Origin of the sequence: Pseudomonas sp. NPDC079086 (assembly GCF_044542155.1) — a bacterium.
Lineage (GTDB): Bacteria > Pseudomonadota > Gammaproteobacteria > Pseudomonadales > Pseudomonadaceae > Aquipseudomonas.
In genome coordinates, this window is record NZ_JBITTY010000005.1 from 142150 (window position 1) to 156938 (window position 14789).

Genomic DNA, 14789 nt, shown 5'->3' on the forward strand with positions numbered 1-14789 from the left:
GCTAGCCAATGGATCACGGGGCCTACAGACGCGTTTCGGTCTGTTACACCGCTGCCCCCCAGGCTAAGGTTCTGAACCGCTTGTGCGTGAACTGCCCTACTCACTAATACCATCACCCTCTCGGTAACCGCAGAGCGTTTAGCGCCCTGTGCTCCGTTCGCAAGGAAGTGTCGGCACATGGCTAACCACATTCTGCTTATTACCAGCAATAACCACGATGCCGCGACTCTGGAAAGCGCGCTGGAAAAAGCCCAGGACGGGCCTTTCACCATCGAATGGATCACCCGACTGGCACTCGCCCAAGAGCGCTTGCAAGCCCCGCAGCAAAAAGCAATCGATGCCATCCTGGTGGATCTGGAGTTACCAGACAGCACAGGCCTGGCAACCTTTACTGCATTGTTTGCCCTGGCTCCGGGTATACCAATCATGACCATTAGCGACCTTGATGCTGACCTGCAGACCGCTGAAGCGATCCGCCACGGTGCTCAAGGCAGCCTATCCAAAGGGCATTTCGACAGTTCGCTGGTGCCGCAAGCGCTGAGCAATATCATCCTGCGCAAAGCCGTCGAAGAGTCGCTGTTTGTCGAAAAAGCGCGCCTGGCCATCACCCTCAACTCGATCAGCGACGCGGTAATCGGTACCAACCTGCAGGGCAACGTCGACTACCTCAATAGTGCGGCTGAAAAAATGACAGGCTGGAAACTCGATGATGCGCAAGGTAAGCCAATCGACAGTGTCATGTGCCTGGTCAATGATAAAACCCGTGAGTCGGTGGCCAACCCCATCTTCAAGGTATTGAAGGACGATGCCTGCAAGCTCTTGGCCTCAGGCACGGTGCTGGTCCGTCGTGACGGCAGCGAATCCGCCATCGAAGACTCGGCTGCACCGATCCACGACTCGGCCGGACACCTGAAAGGCGCGGTGATAGTCTTCCACGACATGACCGCTACCCATGCCATGACCGAGAAAATGGCCCACCAGGCGCAGCATGACACCCTCACCAACCTGCCCAACCGCGCCCTGCTCAATGACCGGATCAACCAGGCAATTGCCCTGGCCGAGCGCAGTGGCAACCACCTGGCATTGCTGTTTCTCGACCTGGATAACTTCAAGCACATCAACGACTCGCTCGGCCACGGCGTCGGCGATCAGCTGCTGCAAGCGGTGGCGCTGCGCTTGAGCGATTGTGTACGCAGCTCCGACACGGTCAGCCGCCTGGGCGGTGACGAATTCGTTGTGCTGCTGAGCGAAAACCAGTCAGCCGAAGATGCCGCGCGCACAGCCGAAAAAATTCTCAGCGCCCTGGCTTCACCCCACAGCATTGGCCAACAGCAGCTGCATATCACCTCCAGCATCGGCATCAGCACCTACCCCAACGATGCCACGGATGCAGAAGGCCTGATCAAGAATGCTGACACGGCGATGTACCGGGCCAAGGAGGAAGGCCGCAACAACTACCAGTTCTTCCATCAGGAGATGAATATTCACGCGGTCGAACGCCAGTTGATCGAAGCGCACCTGCGCACGGCCATGGAGAACAGCGAGTTCATCCTCCACTACCAACCGAAAGTCGACCTGCAAAGCGGCAGAATCACCAGCGCCGAAGCGCTGATCCGCTGGCAACACCCGGCCTGGGGCATGATTTTGCCGACACGTTTTATTCCGGTTGCCGAAGCCTGTGGCCTGATCGTGCCATTGGGCCGCTGGGTGCTGCTGCAAGCCTGCGCCCAGGCCAAGCGTTGGGAGAACTGCGGTTATGCCCTGGATTCGGTGGCCGTCAACGTTTCGGCCCTGGAGTTTCGTCGCAAGGACTTTGTCGACAGCGTGGAAAGCGCCCTGAGAGTCACCAACCTTAATCCCCAAAACCTGCAACTGGAGATCACCGAGAGCGTGTTGATGCGCGACGCCCAGGCCAGCGCCACAATCTTGCAACAGCTCAAGACCCTCGGCGTGCAACTGGCGGTGGACGATTTCGGCACCGGCTACTCAAGCCTCAGCTACCTCAGCCAGTTCCCCATTGATGTGCTGAAAATTGATCGCTCCTTTGTTCAGGACATCCACAACAGCAACGGCGTTATCGTCAGCGCCGTGATCGCCATGGGCAATAGCCTCAAGCTGCAGGTGATCGCCGAAGGCATCGAAGAAACCACGCAACTGGAGTTTCTCCGCGCCCACCAGTGCAGCGAAGGTCAGGGCTTTCTGTTCAGCCAGCCGGTCAGCGCGCAAACCTTCACCAACCTGTTGCGCAGCGGCATCAGCTCGCCGATCAATACGCTGTATCAGGCAACCGGCTCCCTGGGCTAGAACTGCGCGCGGTAATCGGCCTGCAACACGGCATAACACTCGCAGGCTGCGAGCTCCAGCCCGCTGCGGTCGAGGATATGGATCTCACCCCGGCTGTAGCTGATCAAGCCGCGCGCCTGCAATAGCGCAGCCGCAATCGATACACCGCTGCGGCGCACCCCGAGCATGTCGGCAAGAAATTCATGGGTCAGGTGGAAGTGATCGGCATGGGCGCGGTCGTGGGTCATCAGCAGCCAACGCGCTAGGCGCGGCTCGATCTCGTGAAAGTGCGTGCAGGCCGCGCTCTGTGACAACTGCGCCATCACCACATACAGGTAGCGCTTGAGCGTAAGTAACAAGGCCGGGCTTTTCAGCAACTGCTGCTTGAACAACTGGCTGCTGATGCGCAAGGCGCTGCCGGAGCCCTGCACCACCGCGCGCATGGGTGCCCGGCCGATGCCCAGGGCGAGGGTAGCGCCCAGCACGCCTTCATTACCGATCAGGCCCATCTCCAGGGGCTGATGCCCGTCCAGAGTGGTGACCAGCGAGATAAAACCCTTGAGGGGGAAGTACACATGGCGAATCGGCTGGTTGGCCTCATGCAGCACATGGCCGAAAACCAGGTCCACCGGTTCGCAGCCATTTAAGAGTTGTTTGCGTTGTTTGCTGGGCAGCCCTTCGATCAAGCTGCTAAGGATTTGCAGCGGTGCTTTAACAGACATTCACTTGTCCCGAGCACGACGCTTGCCAAAAGATGGCACGACAGCTGTGCTTGACGCTCTCGCAACTACAGTCTGCCCCAGCCAGTGGCAAAGCTCTGTGCGCTGCGGCACTCAGGACAAGCCATTCAATGGCTTGAGTGCGCGCAACAGATTAGTGCGCCGGTTGCGCCACTTTATCCGGTTGCGCCACTTTAAAAGGAAGCAGGCGGTCGGTCTCATCTTTGACTACCGCGTAACACTCACAGCTAAGACCCTCGAGCTTCTTGCGATCAAGTACGGTAATCAGCCCGCGGCTGTAATCAATCACGCCCTGACGATGCAGCTTGCCGGCAGCTTCAGTCACGCCCTCGCGGCGCACGCCGAGCATGTTGGCGATCAGCTCCTGGGTCATGGCTAGCTGGCTGCCGGAGAGCCGATCCAGCGACAGCAACAACCAGCGACACAGCTGTTGGTCAATCGAGTGGTGACGGTTGCACACGGCCGTCTGCGCCATCTGCGTGATCAGCGCCTGGCTGTAACGCAGCATCAGATGCAGCATCTCGCTGTGACGGTTGAACTCTTCTTTAAAGCGTTTGCCGAGTACCCGATAAGCACTGCCGGCACTTTGCACAATCGCGCGGCTGGTGGTGCTTTCACCGCCCATAAACAGCGCCACACCAATCACGCCGTCATTGCCCACCACGGAAATCTCCGCCGACGCGCCGCTTTCCATCACATACAGCAAGGACACAATCGAATTGGTGGGAAAGTAGACATGACGAAGGGTATCGCCCGACTCGTAAAGCACCATACCCAGCGGCATGTCCACCAGTTCAAGGTGGGGCAACAGCCGCTCCAGCACCTCATCGGGCAAAGTGGCAAGGAGGTGATTCTGTTGCGGACGGGGGGTTGCGGACATCACTGTCTCCGGTCTTCTTAGGCCTGCTGGCGATTAATGTGCGCTCGCTACAGAGCCTTAACTGCACACGCCAGCATAGTCCAATCTGTTTTTTTATCTGTACGTTAGCGTACAGACAGGCTCTATATCGGACGTTTAAAAAGACACGTCAGAATGGCTGTCCGTGCGCCAAAAAGCTCGCAAAAGCAGCGTTTACAGCCATTTCCGGCTATTCTTGCCGGCCTCATTTATGCCGCAGGATGAACCCATGAAAGCCCAGCTCGAAGAACTGATCAGCAAAATAAGCTCGGGCTGCATGCTGGCAGAAGAAGTCGCGCGCATCGCCGATGAGGCCGCCCAGGCCTATGCCGACCCGCAGGCATTTCTCGCTGCCAACCCGGATATCAATTTCGACGACAGCTTCCCAATCCCGCTGGGCGAATGGGTGGTAGTCGGCAGCCTGCCGGAAACCGTGCTGTTTCAGGCCGATAGTTATGATGCGCTGTTCGAACATATCGTCGAATCATTCGGACCAGAGGTGAGCTTTGTGCTCAAAGCCAAGCAGCTGGCCAAGGTCGAACCGCTGAAAGCGCTGAATCGCATCCAGGTGCAGCTCGCAAGCCTATCGCCGGAAACCAAGGGCTATGTGCTACTGGACTTGAGTGAACCGCTGGATGACGAGCTGCAAGCCGTGCTGGTGTACAGCACTGACCTGCCACGGGTGATGGAATTGGCAGTAGAAGTCGGCATCTACGCGGCCCCAGCCTATGAAGCCCTGAAAGCCGCGCAAAGCGAAGAATAGAGGTATTAAGGCAGCAGCAGATTCAGCGCTGCTGCCGACGCAATTCGGCAAGTTTGCTCGCCAGCTCATCAAGCTCAGCGCTCTGCCCTCGCGGTAGCCGGCGCAGCACTGCCTGACTCAAGCGCATTTGCTTGATAAAGCGCCGGCAATTCACGCACATGGCCAAGTGCATGCGCACGGACAGGCGTTTGCGCAGGCCCAGTTGGCCATCAAGAAATTCACTGGAGTGGGCCACCAACTCCTTACAGCTCAACATTGGCCGGTCTCCTCAAAATGCTCCAAGGTGGCAAATACCTTGAGACGCGCGCGGTGCAGCAGCACCCGCACATTGGAGAGCGAGACCTGCAAAAGATTACAAATTTCCTCCAACTCCATGCCTTCACGTTCACGCAGGTGCAGCACGCTGCCCTGCATCTCAGACAGACTGCCCAGGGTTTTCTCCAGGCACTCACGCAACTCATCCTCGGTCAGCAGCGCTTCCGGGGAGTCGTGATGCCAGGCATGCGGCGCCAGCAGCCAGTGGCCATCTGAACTGAAGCGCTCATCGCCAACGCTGCCGTGGGGCGAGGGAATATCGTCGAGCAGCACTTCGCGGCGATTGCCCTTGAGGCGGGTTTTCGCGGTGTTGGCGGTAATAGTCAGCAGCCAGGTCTTGAGACTCGAACGGCCCTGAAAACCATCCAGATTGCGCACTACAGCAAGCCAGGCATCCTGCACCACCTCATCGGAATTACGGCTGCCGACAATGGCAAAGGCCACCGCACGCATCGCCCCCTGATAGGTGGCGACCAGTTCGCGGTAGGCCTTCTGCTCGCCTGCACGCAGGCGAGTGAGCAGCGCCTGATCGGCCGGGTAATCCATCAATGCTTACGCAGGATCACGCTACCAATCGAATAACCGGCGCCGAACGAGCTGAGCACGCCCAGCGCGCCGCTCGGCAGGTCTTCCTGGTATTTGTGCAGGGCGATTACCGAACCGGCCGAACTGGTGTTGGCGTAGGTGTCGAGAATAACTGGCGCCTCGCCTGGCTCAGCGTCGCGGCCAAGCAGCTTGCGCGCGATCAGCAGGTTCATGTTGAGGTTGGCCTGGTGCAGCCAGAAGCGCTTCACATCGCCGACGTTCAGCTTGTTCTCAGCCAGGTGCGCGGCAATCAGCTCGGCAACCATGGGGCAGACATCCTTGAACACCTTGCGGCCTTCCTGGACGAACAGCTTGTCACGCGCGCCAACGCCCTCTTCCGCACAGCGGTTGAGGAAGCCGAAGTTGTTGCGGATATTGTTGCTGAACTGGGTGATCAGCTTGGTGCCAACGATATCGAACTGGTAGTTCGAGGTGGCCTGATCAGCACGCTCGATGATTACCGCAGTGGCGGCATCACCGAAGATAAAGTGGCTATCGCGGTCGCGGAAGTTCAGGTGGCCGGTGCAGATTTCCGGGTTGACCATCAAGATCGCGCGGGCCTGGCCCAGTTGCACGCTGTTGGCCGCAGCCTGGATGCCGAAAGTGGCCGAGGAGCACGCGACGTTCATGTCATAGCCGAAACCCTGGATGCCCAGCGCGGCCTGTACTTCAATCGCCACCGCCGGATAAGCGCGCTGCAGGTTGGAGCACGCGACGATCACCCCATCGATATCGGCAGCAGTCTTGCCGGCACGCGCCATGGCGTCCTTGGCGGCGCCAACGGCCATCTCGCAGAGAATGCCCCAGTCTTCGTTGCTGCGCTCCGGGAGACGCGGTGCCATGCGCTTGGGGTCGAGGATGCCGGCCTTGTCCATGACAAAGCGACTCTTGATGCCCGAGGCCTTTTCAATAAAGCCGCTGCTCGACTCGCTCAGTGCTTCGAGTTCACCGCTGGCGATGGCTGCAGCGTTGTCGGCATTGAATTGCTGCACATAGGCGTTGAACGACTCGACCAACTCATCGTTGGAAATACTGTTTGCCGGGGTATAGAGGCCGGTACCACTGATCACGACGTTATGCACAATCATTCCTCTTGTTCTTCGCCGCAGGCAGCGGCCAATTAGGCAATACGCCCAGGGCAGGCTAGGCCATGGGCAAAAACGGCTGACAGGCTCAGCAAACTCGATCCATGAAACGTCCTGTTACGAGCCACGGAGTTTGCCACAGCCTGGAGTACTTCGTCCGCTCAGCACGTCAGGCGATATGCAACAAGCTGTGGGCTATTGAGGCAAAGATGCTCACAACGTGGCACAAGACACATCCCGACCAGCCCCACGAACTGGCGCTTGAGCGGCCTCACCCGTCCGGGTGATGGCTGATTGTCGGACAATCTATATGCTCGCCTTTCCCTAATAAAAAGAAAGGTTTTCGCCATGCGCAAGCTGCTGCTATTGCTGGTGCTGAGTTTTGCCCCATTGAGCCAGGCCGCTGTGGGCGTGTTCCCCGACAGCACCTTCCAGAATCTCGACCACGGCCTGTACTGGTTCGGTTACGGCGACAGCTGGCAGAAGGCCGTACCCGGGCAGAGCAACGCCTACTACGTGGCCAGCAAGCCGACCTTGATCTATATCCACGGCTGGCAGAACGGTTCGACGCAAAAGAAGAACCGCGAAACCTTCAACCGCAAGGATGCCGGCGGACCGGACCTTGACTTGGCAAACGCCTGGCTCGCAGCGGGTTACAACGTCGGCGTGCTGTACTGGAACCAGTTTGCCGATGAAGGCGAAGTGAAAGATGCCGAAGCCAAGATCTGGACCGCCAGCGGCCCGCGTGCCATGCGCTGGCGCAACAGCAGCGGCGTCTACAGCAATGGCCCAACTCAATCGGCCAGCGACCTGCTGTTCAACAGCTACAAAGCCAACCTCGCCGGCTACAGCGGCAGCAATATCCGCATCGCCGGGCACTCCCTGGGCAACCAGATGGCCATCGTGCTGACCAAGAAGATCAGCGATGCTGTCAGCGCCGGGACAGTGAACAGCAAGCTGCTGCCCAAACGCGTCGCCCTGCTCGATCCGTTCTATTCCAACAACGCGAAAAGCTACCTGGGTAACAAGTGGGTCGGCGAAGTCTGCCGCACCTATGTCAGCGCGCTGAAAACCAAAGGGGTGATCTTCGAGACCTACCGCACCTCCGGGGCCAGCAGCACCGGGTTTATCGGCGACAGCAACAGCGGGCTGATGAACATGACTGCCTTCAGCGAGCTAAAACCCTGGTACTTCAACGCCACACAACTGACCGAGAAGCACAATGCCGCCGTGTGGCACTACCTGTGGTCGTTCAGCAGCAACCCACCACTGATCACGGGCACCAGCAATCAAGCTGCCTCGGCCAAAACCAGCGACAGCCGCATCACAAGCCTGATGAATGGCAGCAAGAAACTGGTGCACGACCAGGGCGCCTATACCAAGGAACCGTCCGACGATAACTTCAAGGAAGCCAACCGCTGATAGCGCCGGTCCTGCCTTCACCGGCAGGACCGTACTTCTGCATATCTCACACCGCGACCTAAGGCGGCTTGACTATCCAGTCACAGCATGAAAAAACAGAGGCACGCAGGCGCTGCCCTGCACTCTCCCGCTTCTGGAATTCTGCTCTATGGCTCTGCATACCTGGCTGATCTTTCTTACGGCTGTATTTGGCTTATCGCTGACGCCTGGCCCCAATGGCCTGCTCGCGCTCAGCCATGGCGCCTTGTACGGCCATCGCAAAACCCTGTTTACCGTCAGCGGCGGAGTGCTGGGTTTTACCCTGCTGATGGCCTTGTCGATGCTCGGTATCGGCACCTTGCTGCAAGCCTCGGCGCAGGCCCTGACCATTCTCAAATGGCTCGGCGGTGCCTACCTGATCTGGCTCGGCATTCAACTCTGGCGCGCGCCGCCCCTGCATCTGGCCATGGCCGAGAAAGCCGCCGACAGCAGCGGCCTGAAGCTGTTTCGCCAAGGGCTGTTGTCTGCCCTGTCCAACCCCAAAGTGATCCTGTTTTTCGGTGCGTTTCTACCGCAGTTTCTCGACCCGCACGGTGACCTTTGGCTGCAGTTCGCCATTATGGCGCTGACCTTTGCCGTGGTTGAAGGCAGCGTCGAATACCTGCTGGCGCGCATGGCCCATCGCGTTAGGCCCTGGTTGCAGCGCAGCGGCAAAGGCTTCAACCGCTGCTGTGGCGGCCTGTTTGCGTTGATGGGCGCAGCCCTGCCGATGACCCGCTGAGCCTCTTACACCGCAAAGGATCTGCCCTGGTGCCCAAGCTGTTGCCTGCCCTGCTGTTGCTCACCCTGAGCTGCGCATCATTCGCCAGCGAGCGGGCGCTGCGCTTCTCGATCAACGACAGCTGGGCCATGCCCATGGTGCGCATCGAAGACGGCAAGGCTGTAGAAGGTACTCTGGTCGACCTGCAACAACGCATGGCCGCCATGGTTGGGCGCAAAGCCGAGATGCTGGTGATGCCGCGTATGCGCGTGCAACACGCACTGGATAGCGGCGACATCGATGTGCGCTGCTACGTCAGCCCGAACTGGGTCGACAGCGGCCACTACCGCTATATCTGGAGCCTGCCCTTTATGACCCAGCGCGACGTGCTGGTGGGTGTTACCCCAGAGAAGTTCAAACCTGAACAGCTGCTGAATCAGCGCCTGGGCACCGTACTCGGCTTTACCTACCAGCGCCTGGAACCGTTATTCAACAGCGGGCAGATCCAACGGGAAAATGCTCGCACCCAGGATCAGGTGCTGCTCAAACTCAGCGCCCGCCGCTACCGCTACGCCATCAGCAACGAACTCTCGCTGCACTGGTTCAACCGCCATCAGGCACCCGGGCAGAAACTGCACATCATCAGCGAAGTAGCCGCCGAGCCGGTTGCCTGCATCGTCCGTGACGCGCCGGATGTCCCGACCATGGCGCTGCTGCGCGCACTGGTGCAGATGAAACTGGCTGGCGAATTCGACGAAATACTTGCCCGCTATCGCTGAGCAAATCTATTTATCTGAATACACCCGGGCCGATTCGCCAGTGAGCAACCCGCAAAGGTTATAGCGCAACAGCAGTTGCAGCATTTTCTGCCCCCACATGCTGCGTATTAGCTCCCTCAGGCTGACCATTCCATACCTGCAACGGCCGTTCTGCACCGGCCAGCAGCCAGCCACTGCGCCCACCCACCAGAGTGCTGACCGCATGCGCACGACCCAGCGGGTTGTGCCGCGCCAGCAGCAGCACGCTGTCGCGCAACCAAGCCAGGCTGCGGCTGTGGGATTGGAACAGCGGGGTAAGCAGGCGGCTGGCCTGGCGGTAGTAGCGCAGGTGGTCACGCCGGCTGCTGGCGTAGGCGGCGAAAACGGCTGACCAGTCGCAATCAGTTGGAGTTCTTTGTGTGGCAACCGCAGCGGATAAAGCCGCCGAATCCACCAGCGCCATATTCGCGCCCTGGCCCAGTTGCGGGCTCATTGCGTGGGCGCAGTCGCCAATAGCGATGACCCGGCCGTCGTGCCAGCGCTGCATGCGCACATCGGCATACACCGCCTGGCTGAGTTGTTCGGGGTGCTCAATCAGTTCAACAAAGGGTTCGGCAGCATTGCCGGCCAGCTGCAGCACCTGGGCTTTCCAAGCAGCCAAGCCGGCTTCACGCCAGGCGCCAAACTGCGCCACCGGCAGGCTCCAGAACAGGCTGCTCAAGGCCTGTTCGCGGTTCAGGTGAGTACGCCCGGTCGGCATGATGCCGAACATCTGCGCACAGTCCCGGTACCACTGACGCAGATCCGTCGAGTCCGCCGCGGTTGGTGACGAAGCCGGAGTCGGCACAATGCTCCACAACGCGCCCCAGGGATAAGGCTGCAGCCACTGTTTAACCTGCATCTGCCCACGCAGGGCCGAACGCACGCCATCTGCCAGTACCAGCGCGGCGAACTCGCCGAATGGCTGTTCCACGCCCTGCTCGTCCTGGCGATACAGCTGCACATGGCTGCCGTGCTGGGTGAAGCGGCTGATATGCACACCGGTTTCGATCTGCACGCCGGCTTGCCGAGCCGCGTTGAGCAAAGCCGTGAGCAATACGCTGCGGTGAATGCCCATGCCGAAACTGCCGGGTTGCCAATGCGCGTAACGGGTATCGAGAATCACCCGGCCATTGCCCGAGGTGCCGTACAGGCGGCTGACCGCAGCCCCCAGGCCGCTGCACTCGGCAAACAGCCCCAGCTGATGCAACACCGCCAGCCCCGAGGGCTGCAACAACACCCCGGCACCCACCGGCTGCAACTCCGCTACACGTTCCAGCAGGCGCACGCTGAAACCCTGTCGGGCGAGGAACAGCGCCGTAGCCAACCCCGCAGTACCCGCCCCGACAATAGCAATCGGCAATCCCTTCACGATCCGTCTCCGTTATTAAACCGGGCGGATTCTACGCCTCTGCCAGCTAAACGCAGCCAGCCTCATCACAGGATGAACAGCGTCAAAGGAACATGCCGCCAGACGCTTCAATCCGTTGCCCAGTAATCCAGCGGCCACCATCGCTCAGCAGCATGGCAATCGCCCCACCGATATCGTCCGGCAGGCCGACCCGACCCAGGGCTGTATTGGCGGCGATAAAGGCGTTGACCTGGCTATTGTCGCGCACCACGCCACCGCCGAAGTCAGTCTCGATAGCACCGGGAGCCAGCACATTGACGCTGATGCCACGCGGGCCCAGTTCCTTGGCCAGGTAGCGCGTCCACACCTCGATGCCGCCCTTCATCGCCGCATAGGCGGCATAACCCGGCAGGCTGAAACGCGCCAGACCGGTGGAGATATTAACGATGCGGCCCTGCTCGGCGATCAGCGGCAACAGCTGCTGAGTGAGGAAGAACGGCCCCTTGAGCTGGATATTTACCAGTTGATCGAACTGCGCCTCGCTGGTTTCGGCAAAACTGGCGCGGATACCAATGCCGGCGTTATTGACCAGAAAGTCGAAATCACTGCGGCCGAAAGTGCTCTGCAATCCCTCAGTAACAGCGGCGGCAAACGCGACAAAGCTGCTGCTCTGGCTGACATCCAGCTGCAGCATCAATGCACGCGCGCCGAGTTGTTCGAGTTCGCCAACCAGGCTCTGCGCATCCGCCGCCTGACTGTGATAGGTGCCGATGATGTCGATGCCCTGCGCCGCCAGATGCAGGGCGGTGTTGCGCCCCAGGCCGCGGCTGGCGCCAGTGATCAGTGCGATTTTACGGGTCATGTGCGTGCTCCCTTTAGTTGACGAGTAGTGCGGTGGTGGAAATCAGTGAGCACAGGTTATTGCTCGCGTTAAGCTGGATAAACTCAGCAAAATTGAAAACACTGATCATCAATCACGAACAATCCAGCGGAGCGCCTGCCCATGAACACCTTGGAACTGCTGCGCACTTTTGTCCGCGTCAGCGAGCTGACCAGCTTTACCCAGGCCGCCGACAGCCTTGGGCTGCCTAGGTCGAGCGTGTCGCAGCAGGTGCAGAGCCTGGAAAGCCTGCTCGGTACGCGCCTGCTGCACCGCACCACGCGCAAGGTGCAACCAACTCAGGACGGCCTGGTTCTGTACGAGCGCAGCAAGGACATGCTGGCCAATATGGAGGAGCTGGAAGGCTTGTTCCGCCAGGACGGCGCGCAGCTCAGCGGCCGCTTGCGTATCGACATGCCCACCGGCCTAGCGCGGCGCCTAGTAGCTCCAAGGCTGGGCGAATTTACCGCGCTGCATCCCGACATCGAGCTGGAGATCAGCAGCAGTGATCGGCGCGTCGATCTGGTACGCGAAGGCTTCGACTGCGTGCTGCGCATCGGTGTGGTCAACGAGCCCAATCTGATCGTGCGGCCGCTCGGCCAACTGCCGATGGTCAACTGCGCCAGCAGCGCCTACCTGGCGCGCTATGGCACGCCGCAGAGCCTCGACGACCTGGCTCAGCATCGACTGATCCACTATGTGCCGGTGCTCGGCAGTCGCTCAGACGGTTTTGAATACCTGGTCGGCGGCGCGCTGCAGCAGCTGCCGATGGCGGGGAATGTCACGGTCAATAACGTTGATGCCTATGAAGGCGCTTGCCTGGGCGGACTGGGGATTATTCAGGCGCCGCAGATCGGGGTCAGCGAGCTACTGGCCAGCGGGCATCTGCACAGCCTGCTGCCGGACTACCTGCCGCCGCCCATGCCAATCAGCCTGCTTTACGCCCAGCGCCGTCACCAGCCACAGCGGGTGCGGGCATTGATGCAGTGGCTGGATGAGCTGTTGGCCGAGCACACCGGCGCCTGACGGGCAGGCTCCGGTGCGATGCCGGTTACTGAGTAACCGGCAGGATGTCGAAACCCTTGCGGTTATCGCTGACGATGCGGAAATCCTGTTGCGAGCCTGGCTCGACCTTCACCGCTAGCTCGCGGCGCAAGCGCCCCTTACCGCAGAGCGTGTCATCCATCTCATCGATACCAATGCTCAGCACCCGCGTACCGGCAGGCACCTGAAAACGCACCTGCTCACCCGCGCCGATGCGCGCGGCCACCTTGCGGTCGACCAGAACCGCCACATAGCAGCCGCCGCCCATGCCGCCGACATCGCGATTGACCTGCAACTGCCCGCCCTGCCCCAGCGGCTCCTGATAGCCCAGCAAACGGTCCGCCGGCACGGCTTTGACATCCTCTGCCGCAGGCTTCCAGGACGAGCAGCCGGCCAACAGCAGCAGCGGTAAAACGGCACAAATCAATCGCATGGGAGCCCTCCATGGGCGCAGAAAACAGCAAAGGGGAAACGACCAAAGCGCCTTGAGTATTGCCTCTGACGCGGCCAGCCTCAAGCACAGATACGCATACCAGCGGATCAACCGGCCATACGTTTGAGCAGACGCGCTTGCAGCGTCGCCAGCTCTTCCGGGGTCGCCTTGCCGCCGGCATGTACGCTGAGCGTCTCGCCGGCGTAGCGCGGCACGATATGCACATGGATATGGAACACCGTCTGCCCGGCCGGCGCACCGTTGAACTGCGCCACTTGCACCCCTGCAGGCTCAAGCTCGTCGATGATTACGCCCGTGAGTTTCTGCACCACGGCCATCACCTTGCCCAGGCTGTCAGCATCGATATCCAGAATATTGCGCGCCGCCGAGCGCTTGGGGATGACCAACGTATGGCCGAAAGACTGCGGAAACACATCGAGGAAGGCCAGCACATCCTCATCCTCGTACAACTTGTAGCAAGGGGCTTCGCCGCGAATGATCTGGGCAAAGATATTCTGACTGTCGTACTCGCCTTGCAGGCTCATCGGGGTTCTCCAGTGCGCGGGGGTTGAGATGGCCCCAACCATACCGATTTCTACGCGTGGGGAACAATCTGCGACCTGACCAAAATGCCAATCACCGCTATCCTGCGCCTTTCGCCACCTTAATCCGGAGCGCACATGTCAGCCCTTTCCGCTTACCCAATTACGCACAAATGGCCCGCTCAGCACCCCGAGCGCCTGCAGCTGTATTCGCTGCCCACGCCCAACGGCGTCAAGGCCTCGATCATGCTGGAAGAGATCGGCCTGGCCTATGAGCCGCACCTGGTCAGCTTCGAGACCAACGACCAGCTCAGCGATGAATTCCTTTCGCTCAACCCCAACAACAAAATCCCGGCCATCCTCGACCCCAACGGCCCAGGCGGTAAACCGCTGGCGCTGTTCGAGTCCGGGGCGATTCTGATCTACCTGGCAGAGAAAACCGGCCTGCTCTTGGCCCAGGACCCAGCCACACGCTATGAAACCCTGCAGTGGTTGATGTGGCAGATGGGCGGCATCGGCCCGATGTTCGGCCAGCTGGGCTTCTTCCATAAATTCGCCGGCAAGGACTTTCCGGACAAACGCCCGCGCGACCGTTACGTTGCCGAATCCCAACGCCTGCTCGGCGTACTCGACCAACGCCTGCAAGGCCGCGACTGGATCATGGGCGAGCACTACAGCATCGCCGATATCGCCGTGTTCCCTTGGGTGAGGTGCCTGGTGGAGTTCTACCAGGCCGGCGAACTGGTGGAGTTCGAGCGCTTCGCCAATGTGCAGCGGGTATTGCAGAATTTCGTCGCCCGCCCTGCAGTGATCAAGGGCCTGGCTACGCCGGCACGCGGCTAAAATCGACGCCAGCACGCCATTCAACGCGTAAACAACAGCGCTACGAGAACCAATATGAACACCCATCTT

General features: G+C 60.1%; 16 protein-coding genes. 7 read left to right on the plus strand and 9 right to left on the minus strand.

Annotation, left to right across the window (positions count from 1 at the left end; genetic code table 11):
* Positions 1-177: 177 nt before the first annotated feature.
* Positions 178-2304 (plus strand): putative bifunctional diguanylate cyclase/phosphodiesterase, encoded by a 2127-nt coding sequence (locus tag ACIGEK_RS20175; RefSeq protein WP_397495030.1) that lies wholly within the window; start codon positions 178-180, stop codon positions 2302-2304.
* Here ACIGEK_RS20175 and ACIGEK_RS20180 read toward each other — a convergent pair.
* Positions 2301-3005: a Crp/Fnr family transcriptional regulator gene (locus ACIGEK_RS20180; protein ID WP_397495031.1), complete on the minus strand. Its 705-nt coding sequence runs from the start codon at positions 3003-3005 to the stop codon at positions 2301-2303. The genes ACIGEK_RS20175 and ACIGEK_RS20180 overlap by 4 nt on opposite strands.
* A gap of 151 nt (positions 3006-3156) precedes the next feature.
* On the minus strand, positions 3157-3903 hold the full coding sequence (locus ACIGEK_RS20185; protein ID WP_397495032.1) for a Crp/Fnr family transcriptional regulator: 747 nt from the start codon (positions 3901-3903) through the stop codon (positions 3157-3159).
* A 247-nt stretch (positions 3904-4150) separates the two neighbouring features.
* On the opposite strand from ACIGEK_RS20185, the gene ACIGEK_RS20190 reads away from it, so the two are divergent.
* Positions 4151-4684 (plus strand): hypothetical protein, encoded by a 534-nt coding sequence (locus ACIGEK_RS20190; protein WP_397495033.1) that lies wholly within the window; start codon positions 4151-4153, stop codon positions 4682-4684.
* A gap of 22 nt (positions 4685-4706) precedes the next feature.
* Here the strand turns inward: ACIGEK_RS20190 and ACIGEK_RS20195 are convergent, their stop codons facing one another.
* The 3 genes from ACIGEK_RS20195 to ACIGEK_RS20205 are packed head-to-tail and all read right to left on the minus strand — an operon-like array spanning position 4707 to position 6666.
* On the minus strand, positions 4707-4940 hold the full coding sequence (locus tag ACIGEK_RS20195) for a zf-HC2 domain-containing protein (protein ID WP_397495034.1): 234 nt from the start codon (positions 4938-4940) through the stop codon (positions 4707-4709).
* Complete coding sequence (locus tag ACIGEK_RS20200) at positions 4934-5545, minus strand: RNA polymerase sigma factor (RefSeq protein WP_397495035.1); 612 nt, start codon at positions 5543-5545, stop codon at positions 4934-4936. The genes ACIGEK_RS20195 and ACIGEK_RS20200 overlap by 7 nt, the downstream gene beginning before the upstream one ends.
* Positions 5545-6666, minus strand: coding sequence for a beta-ketoacyl-ACP synthase III (locus ACIGEK_RS20205; RefSeq protein WP_397495160.1), 1122 nt, complete (start codon positions 6664-6666; stop codon positions 5545-5547). The genes ACIGEK_RS20200 and ACIGEK_RS20205 overlap by 1 nt, the downstream gene beginning before the upstream one ends.
* A 351-nt stretch (positions 6667-7017) precedes the next feature.
* Here ACIGEK_RS20205 and ACIGEK_RS20210 point away from each other — a divergent pair, with 351 nt between their 5' ends.
* The 3 genes from ACIGEK_RS20210 (at position 7018) to ACIGEK_RS20220 (ending at position 9609) form a co-directional block, all read left to right on the plus strand.
* Positions 7018-8091, plus strand: coding sequence for a hypothetical protein (locus tag ACIGEK_RS20210; protein WP_397495036.1), 1074 nt, complete (start codon positions 7018-7020; stop codon positions 8089-8091).
* Between the two features lie 148 nt (positions 8092-8239).
* Positions 8240-8851 (plus strand): LysE family translocator, encoded by a 612-nt coding sequence (locus tag ACIGEK_RS20215; protein WP_397495037.1) that lies wholly within the window; start codon positions 8240-8242, stop codon positions 8849-8851.
* Between the two features lie 29 nt (positions 8852-8880).
* On the plus strand, positions 8881-9609 hold the full coding sequence (locus ACIGEK_RS20220; protein WP_397495038.1) for a substrate-binding periplasmic protein: 729 nt from the start codon (positions 8881-8883) through the stop codon (positions 9607-9609).
* A gap of 58 nt (positions 9610-9667) precedes the next feature.
* Here ACIGEK_RS20220 and ACIGEK_RS20225 read toward each other — a convergent pair whose 3' ends face one another.
* Positions 9668-10999 carry an FAD-dependent oxidoreductase gene (locus tag ACIGEK_RS20225; protein ID WP_397495039.1) on the minus strand — a complete coding sequence of 444 codons (1332 nt, stop codon included), beginning with the start codon at positions 10997-10999 and terminating at the stop codon, positions 9668-9670.
* An 82-nt stretch (positions 11000-11081) separates the two neighbouring features.
* Positions 11082-11840, minus strand: coding sequence for an SDR family NAD(P)-dependent oxidoreductase (locus ACIGEK_RS20230; RefSeq protein WP_397495040.1), 759 nt, complete (start codon positions 11838-11840; stop codon positions 11082-11084).
* 141 nt (positions 11841-11981) lie between these two features.
* Between ACIGEK_RS20230 and ACIGEK_RS20235 the strand changes: the two genes are divergently transcribed.
* Positions 11982-12884 carry a LysR family transcriptional regulator gene (locus tag ACIGEK_RS20235; protein WP_397495041.1) on the plus strand — a complete coding sequence of 301 codons (903 nt, stop codon included), beginning with the start codon at positions 11982-11984 and terminating at the stop codon, positions 12882-12884.
* Between the two features lie 25 nt (positions 12885-12909).
* Here the strand turns inward: ACIGEK_RS20235 and ACIGEK_RS20240 are convergent, their stop codons facing one another.
* Both ACIGEK_RS20240 and ACIGEK_RS20245 read right to left on the minus strand, forming a co-directional pair.
* Entirely contained in the window at positions 12910-13335 is a 426-nt protein-coding gene (locus ACIGEK_RS20240) for a 3-isopropylmalate dehydratase (protein ID WP_397495042.1), read from the minus strand.
* Between the two features lie 107 nt (positions 13336-13442).
* Positions 13443-13880 (minus strand): HIT family protein, encoded by a 438-nt coding sequence (locus ACIGEK_RS20245; RefSeq protein WP_397495043.1) that lies wholly within the window; start codon positions 13878-13880, stop codon positions 13443-13445.
* Between the two features lie 135 nt (positions 13881-14015).
* On the opposite strand from ACIGEK_RS20245, the gene ACIGEK_RS20250 reads away from it, so the two are divergent.
* Entirely contained in the window at positions 14016-14720 is a 705-nt protein-coding gene (locus tag ACIGEK_RS20250; RefSeq protein ID WP_397495044.1) for a glutathione binding-like protein, read from the plus strand.
* Positions 14721-14789: the final 69 nt, after the last annotated feature.

Bases quoted from the DNA above. Each gene is read 5' to 3' on its own strand.
- ACIGEK_RS20175 (WP_397495030.1), top strand. From the start codon at position 178: ATGGCTAACCACATTCTGCTTATTACCAGCAATAACCACGATGCCGCG.
- ACIGEK_RS20180 (WP_397495031.1), bottom strand. From the start codon at position 3,005: ATGTCTGTTAAAGCACCGCTGCAAATCCTTAGCAGCTTGATCGAAGGG.
- ACIGEK_RS20185 (WP_397495032.1), bottom strand. From the start codon at position 3,903: ATGTCCGCAACCCCCCGTCCGCAACAGAATCACCTCCTTGCCACTTTG.
- ACIGEK_RS20190 (WP_397495033.1), top strand. From the start codon at position 4,151: ATGAAAGCCCAGCTCGAAGAACTGATCAGCAAAATAAGCTCGGGCTGC.
- ACIGEK_RS20195 (WP_397495034.1), bottom strand. From the start codon at position 4,940: ATGTTGAGCTGTAAGGAGTTGGTGGCCCACTCCAGTGAATTTCTTGAT.
- ACIGEK_RS20200 (WP_397495035.1), bottom strand. From the start codon at position 5,545: ATGGATTACCCGGCCGATCAGGCGCTGCTCACTCGCCTGCGTGCAGGC.
- ACIGEK_RS20210 (WP_397495036.1), top strand. From the start codon at position 7,018: ATGCGCAAGCTGCTGCTATTGCTGGTGCTGAGTTTTGCCCCATTGAGC.
- ACIGEK_RS20215 (WP_397495037.1), top strand. From the start codon at position 8,240: ATGGCTCTGCATACCTGGCTGATCTTTCTTACGGCTGTATTTGGCTTA.
- ACIGEK_RS20230 (WP_397495040.1), bottom strand. From the start codon at position 11,840: ATGACCCGTAAAATCGCACTGATCACTGGCGCCAGCCGCGGCCTGGGG.
- ACIGEK_RS20235 (WP_397495041.1), top strand. From the start codon at position 11,982: ATGAACACCTTGGAACTGCTGCGCACTTTTGTCCGCGTCAGCGAGCTG.
- ACIGEK_RS20240 (WP_397495042.1), bottom strand. From the start codon at position 13,335: ATGCGATTGATTTGTGCCGTTTTACCGCTGCTGCTGTTGGCCGGCTGC.
- ACIGEK_RS20245 (WP_397495043.1), bottom strand. From the start codon at position 13,880: ATGAGCCTGCAAGGCGAGTACGACAGTCAGAATATCTTTGCCCAGATC.
- ACIGEK_RS20250 (WP_397495044.1), top strand. From the start codon at position 14,016: ATGTCAGCCCTTTCCGCTTACCCAATTACGCACAAATGGCCCGCTCAG.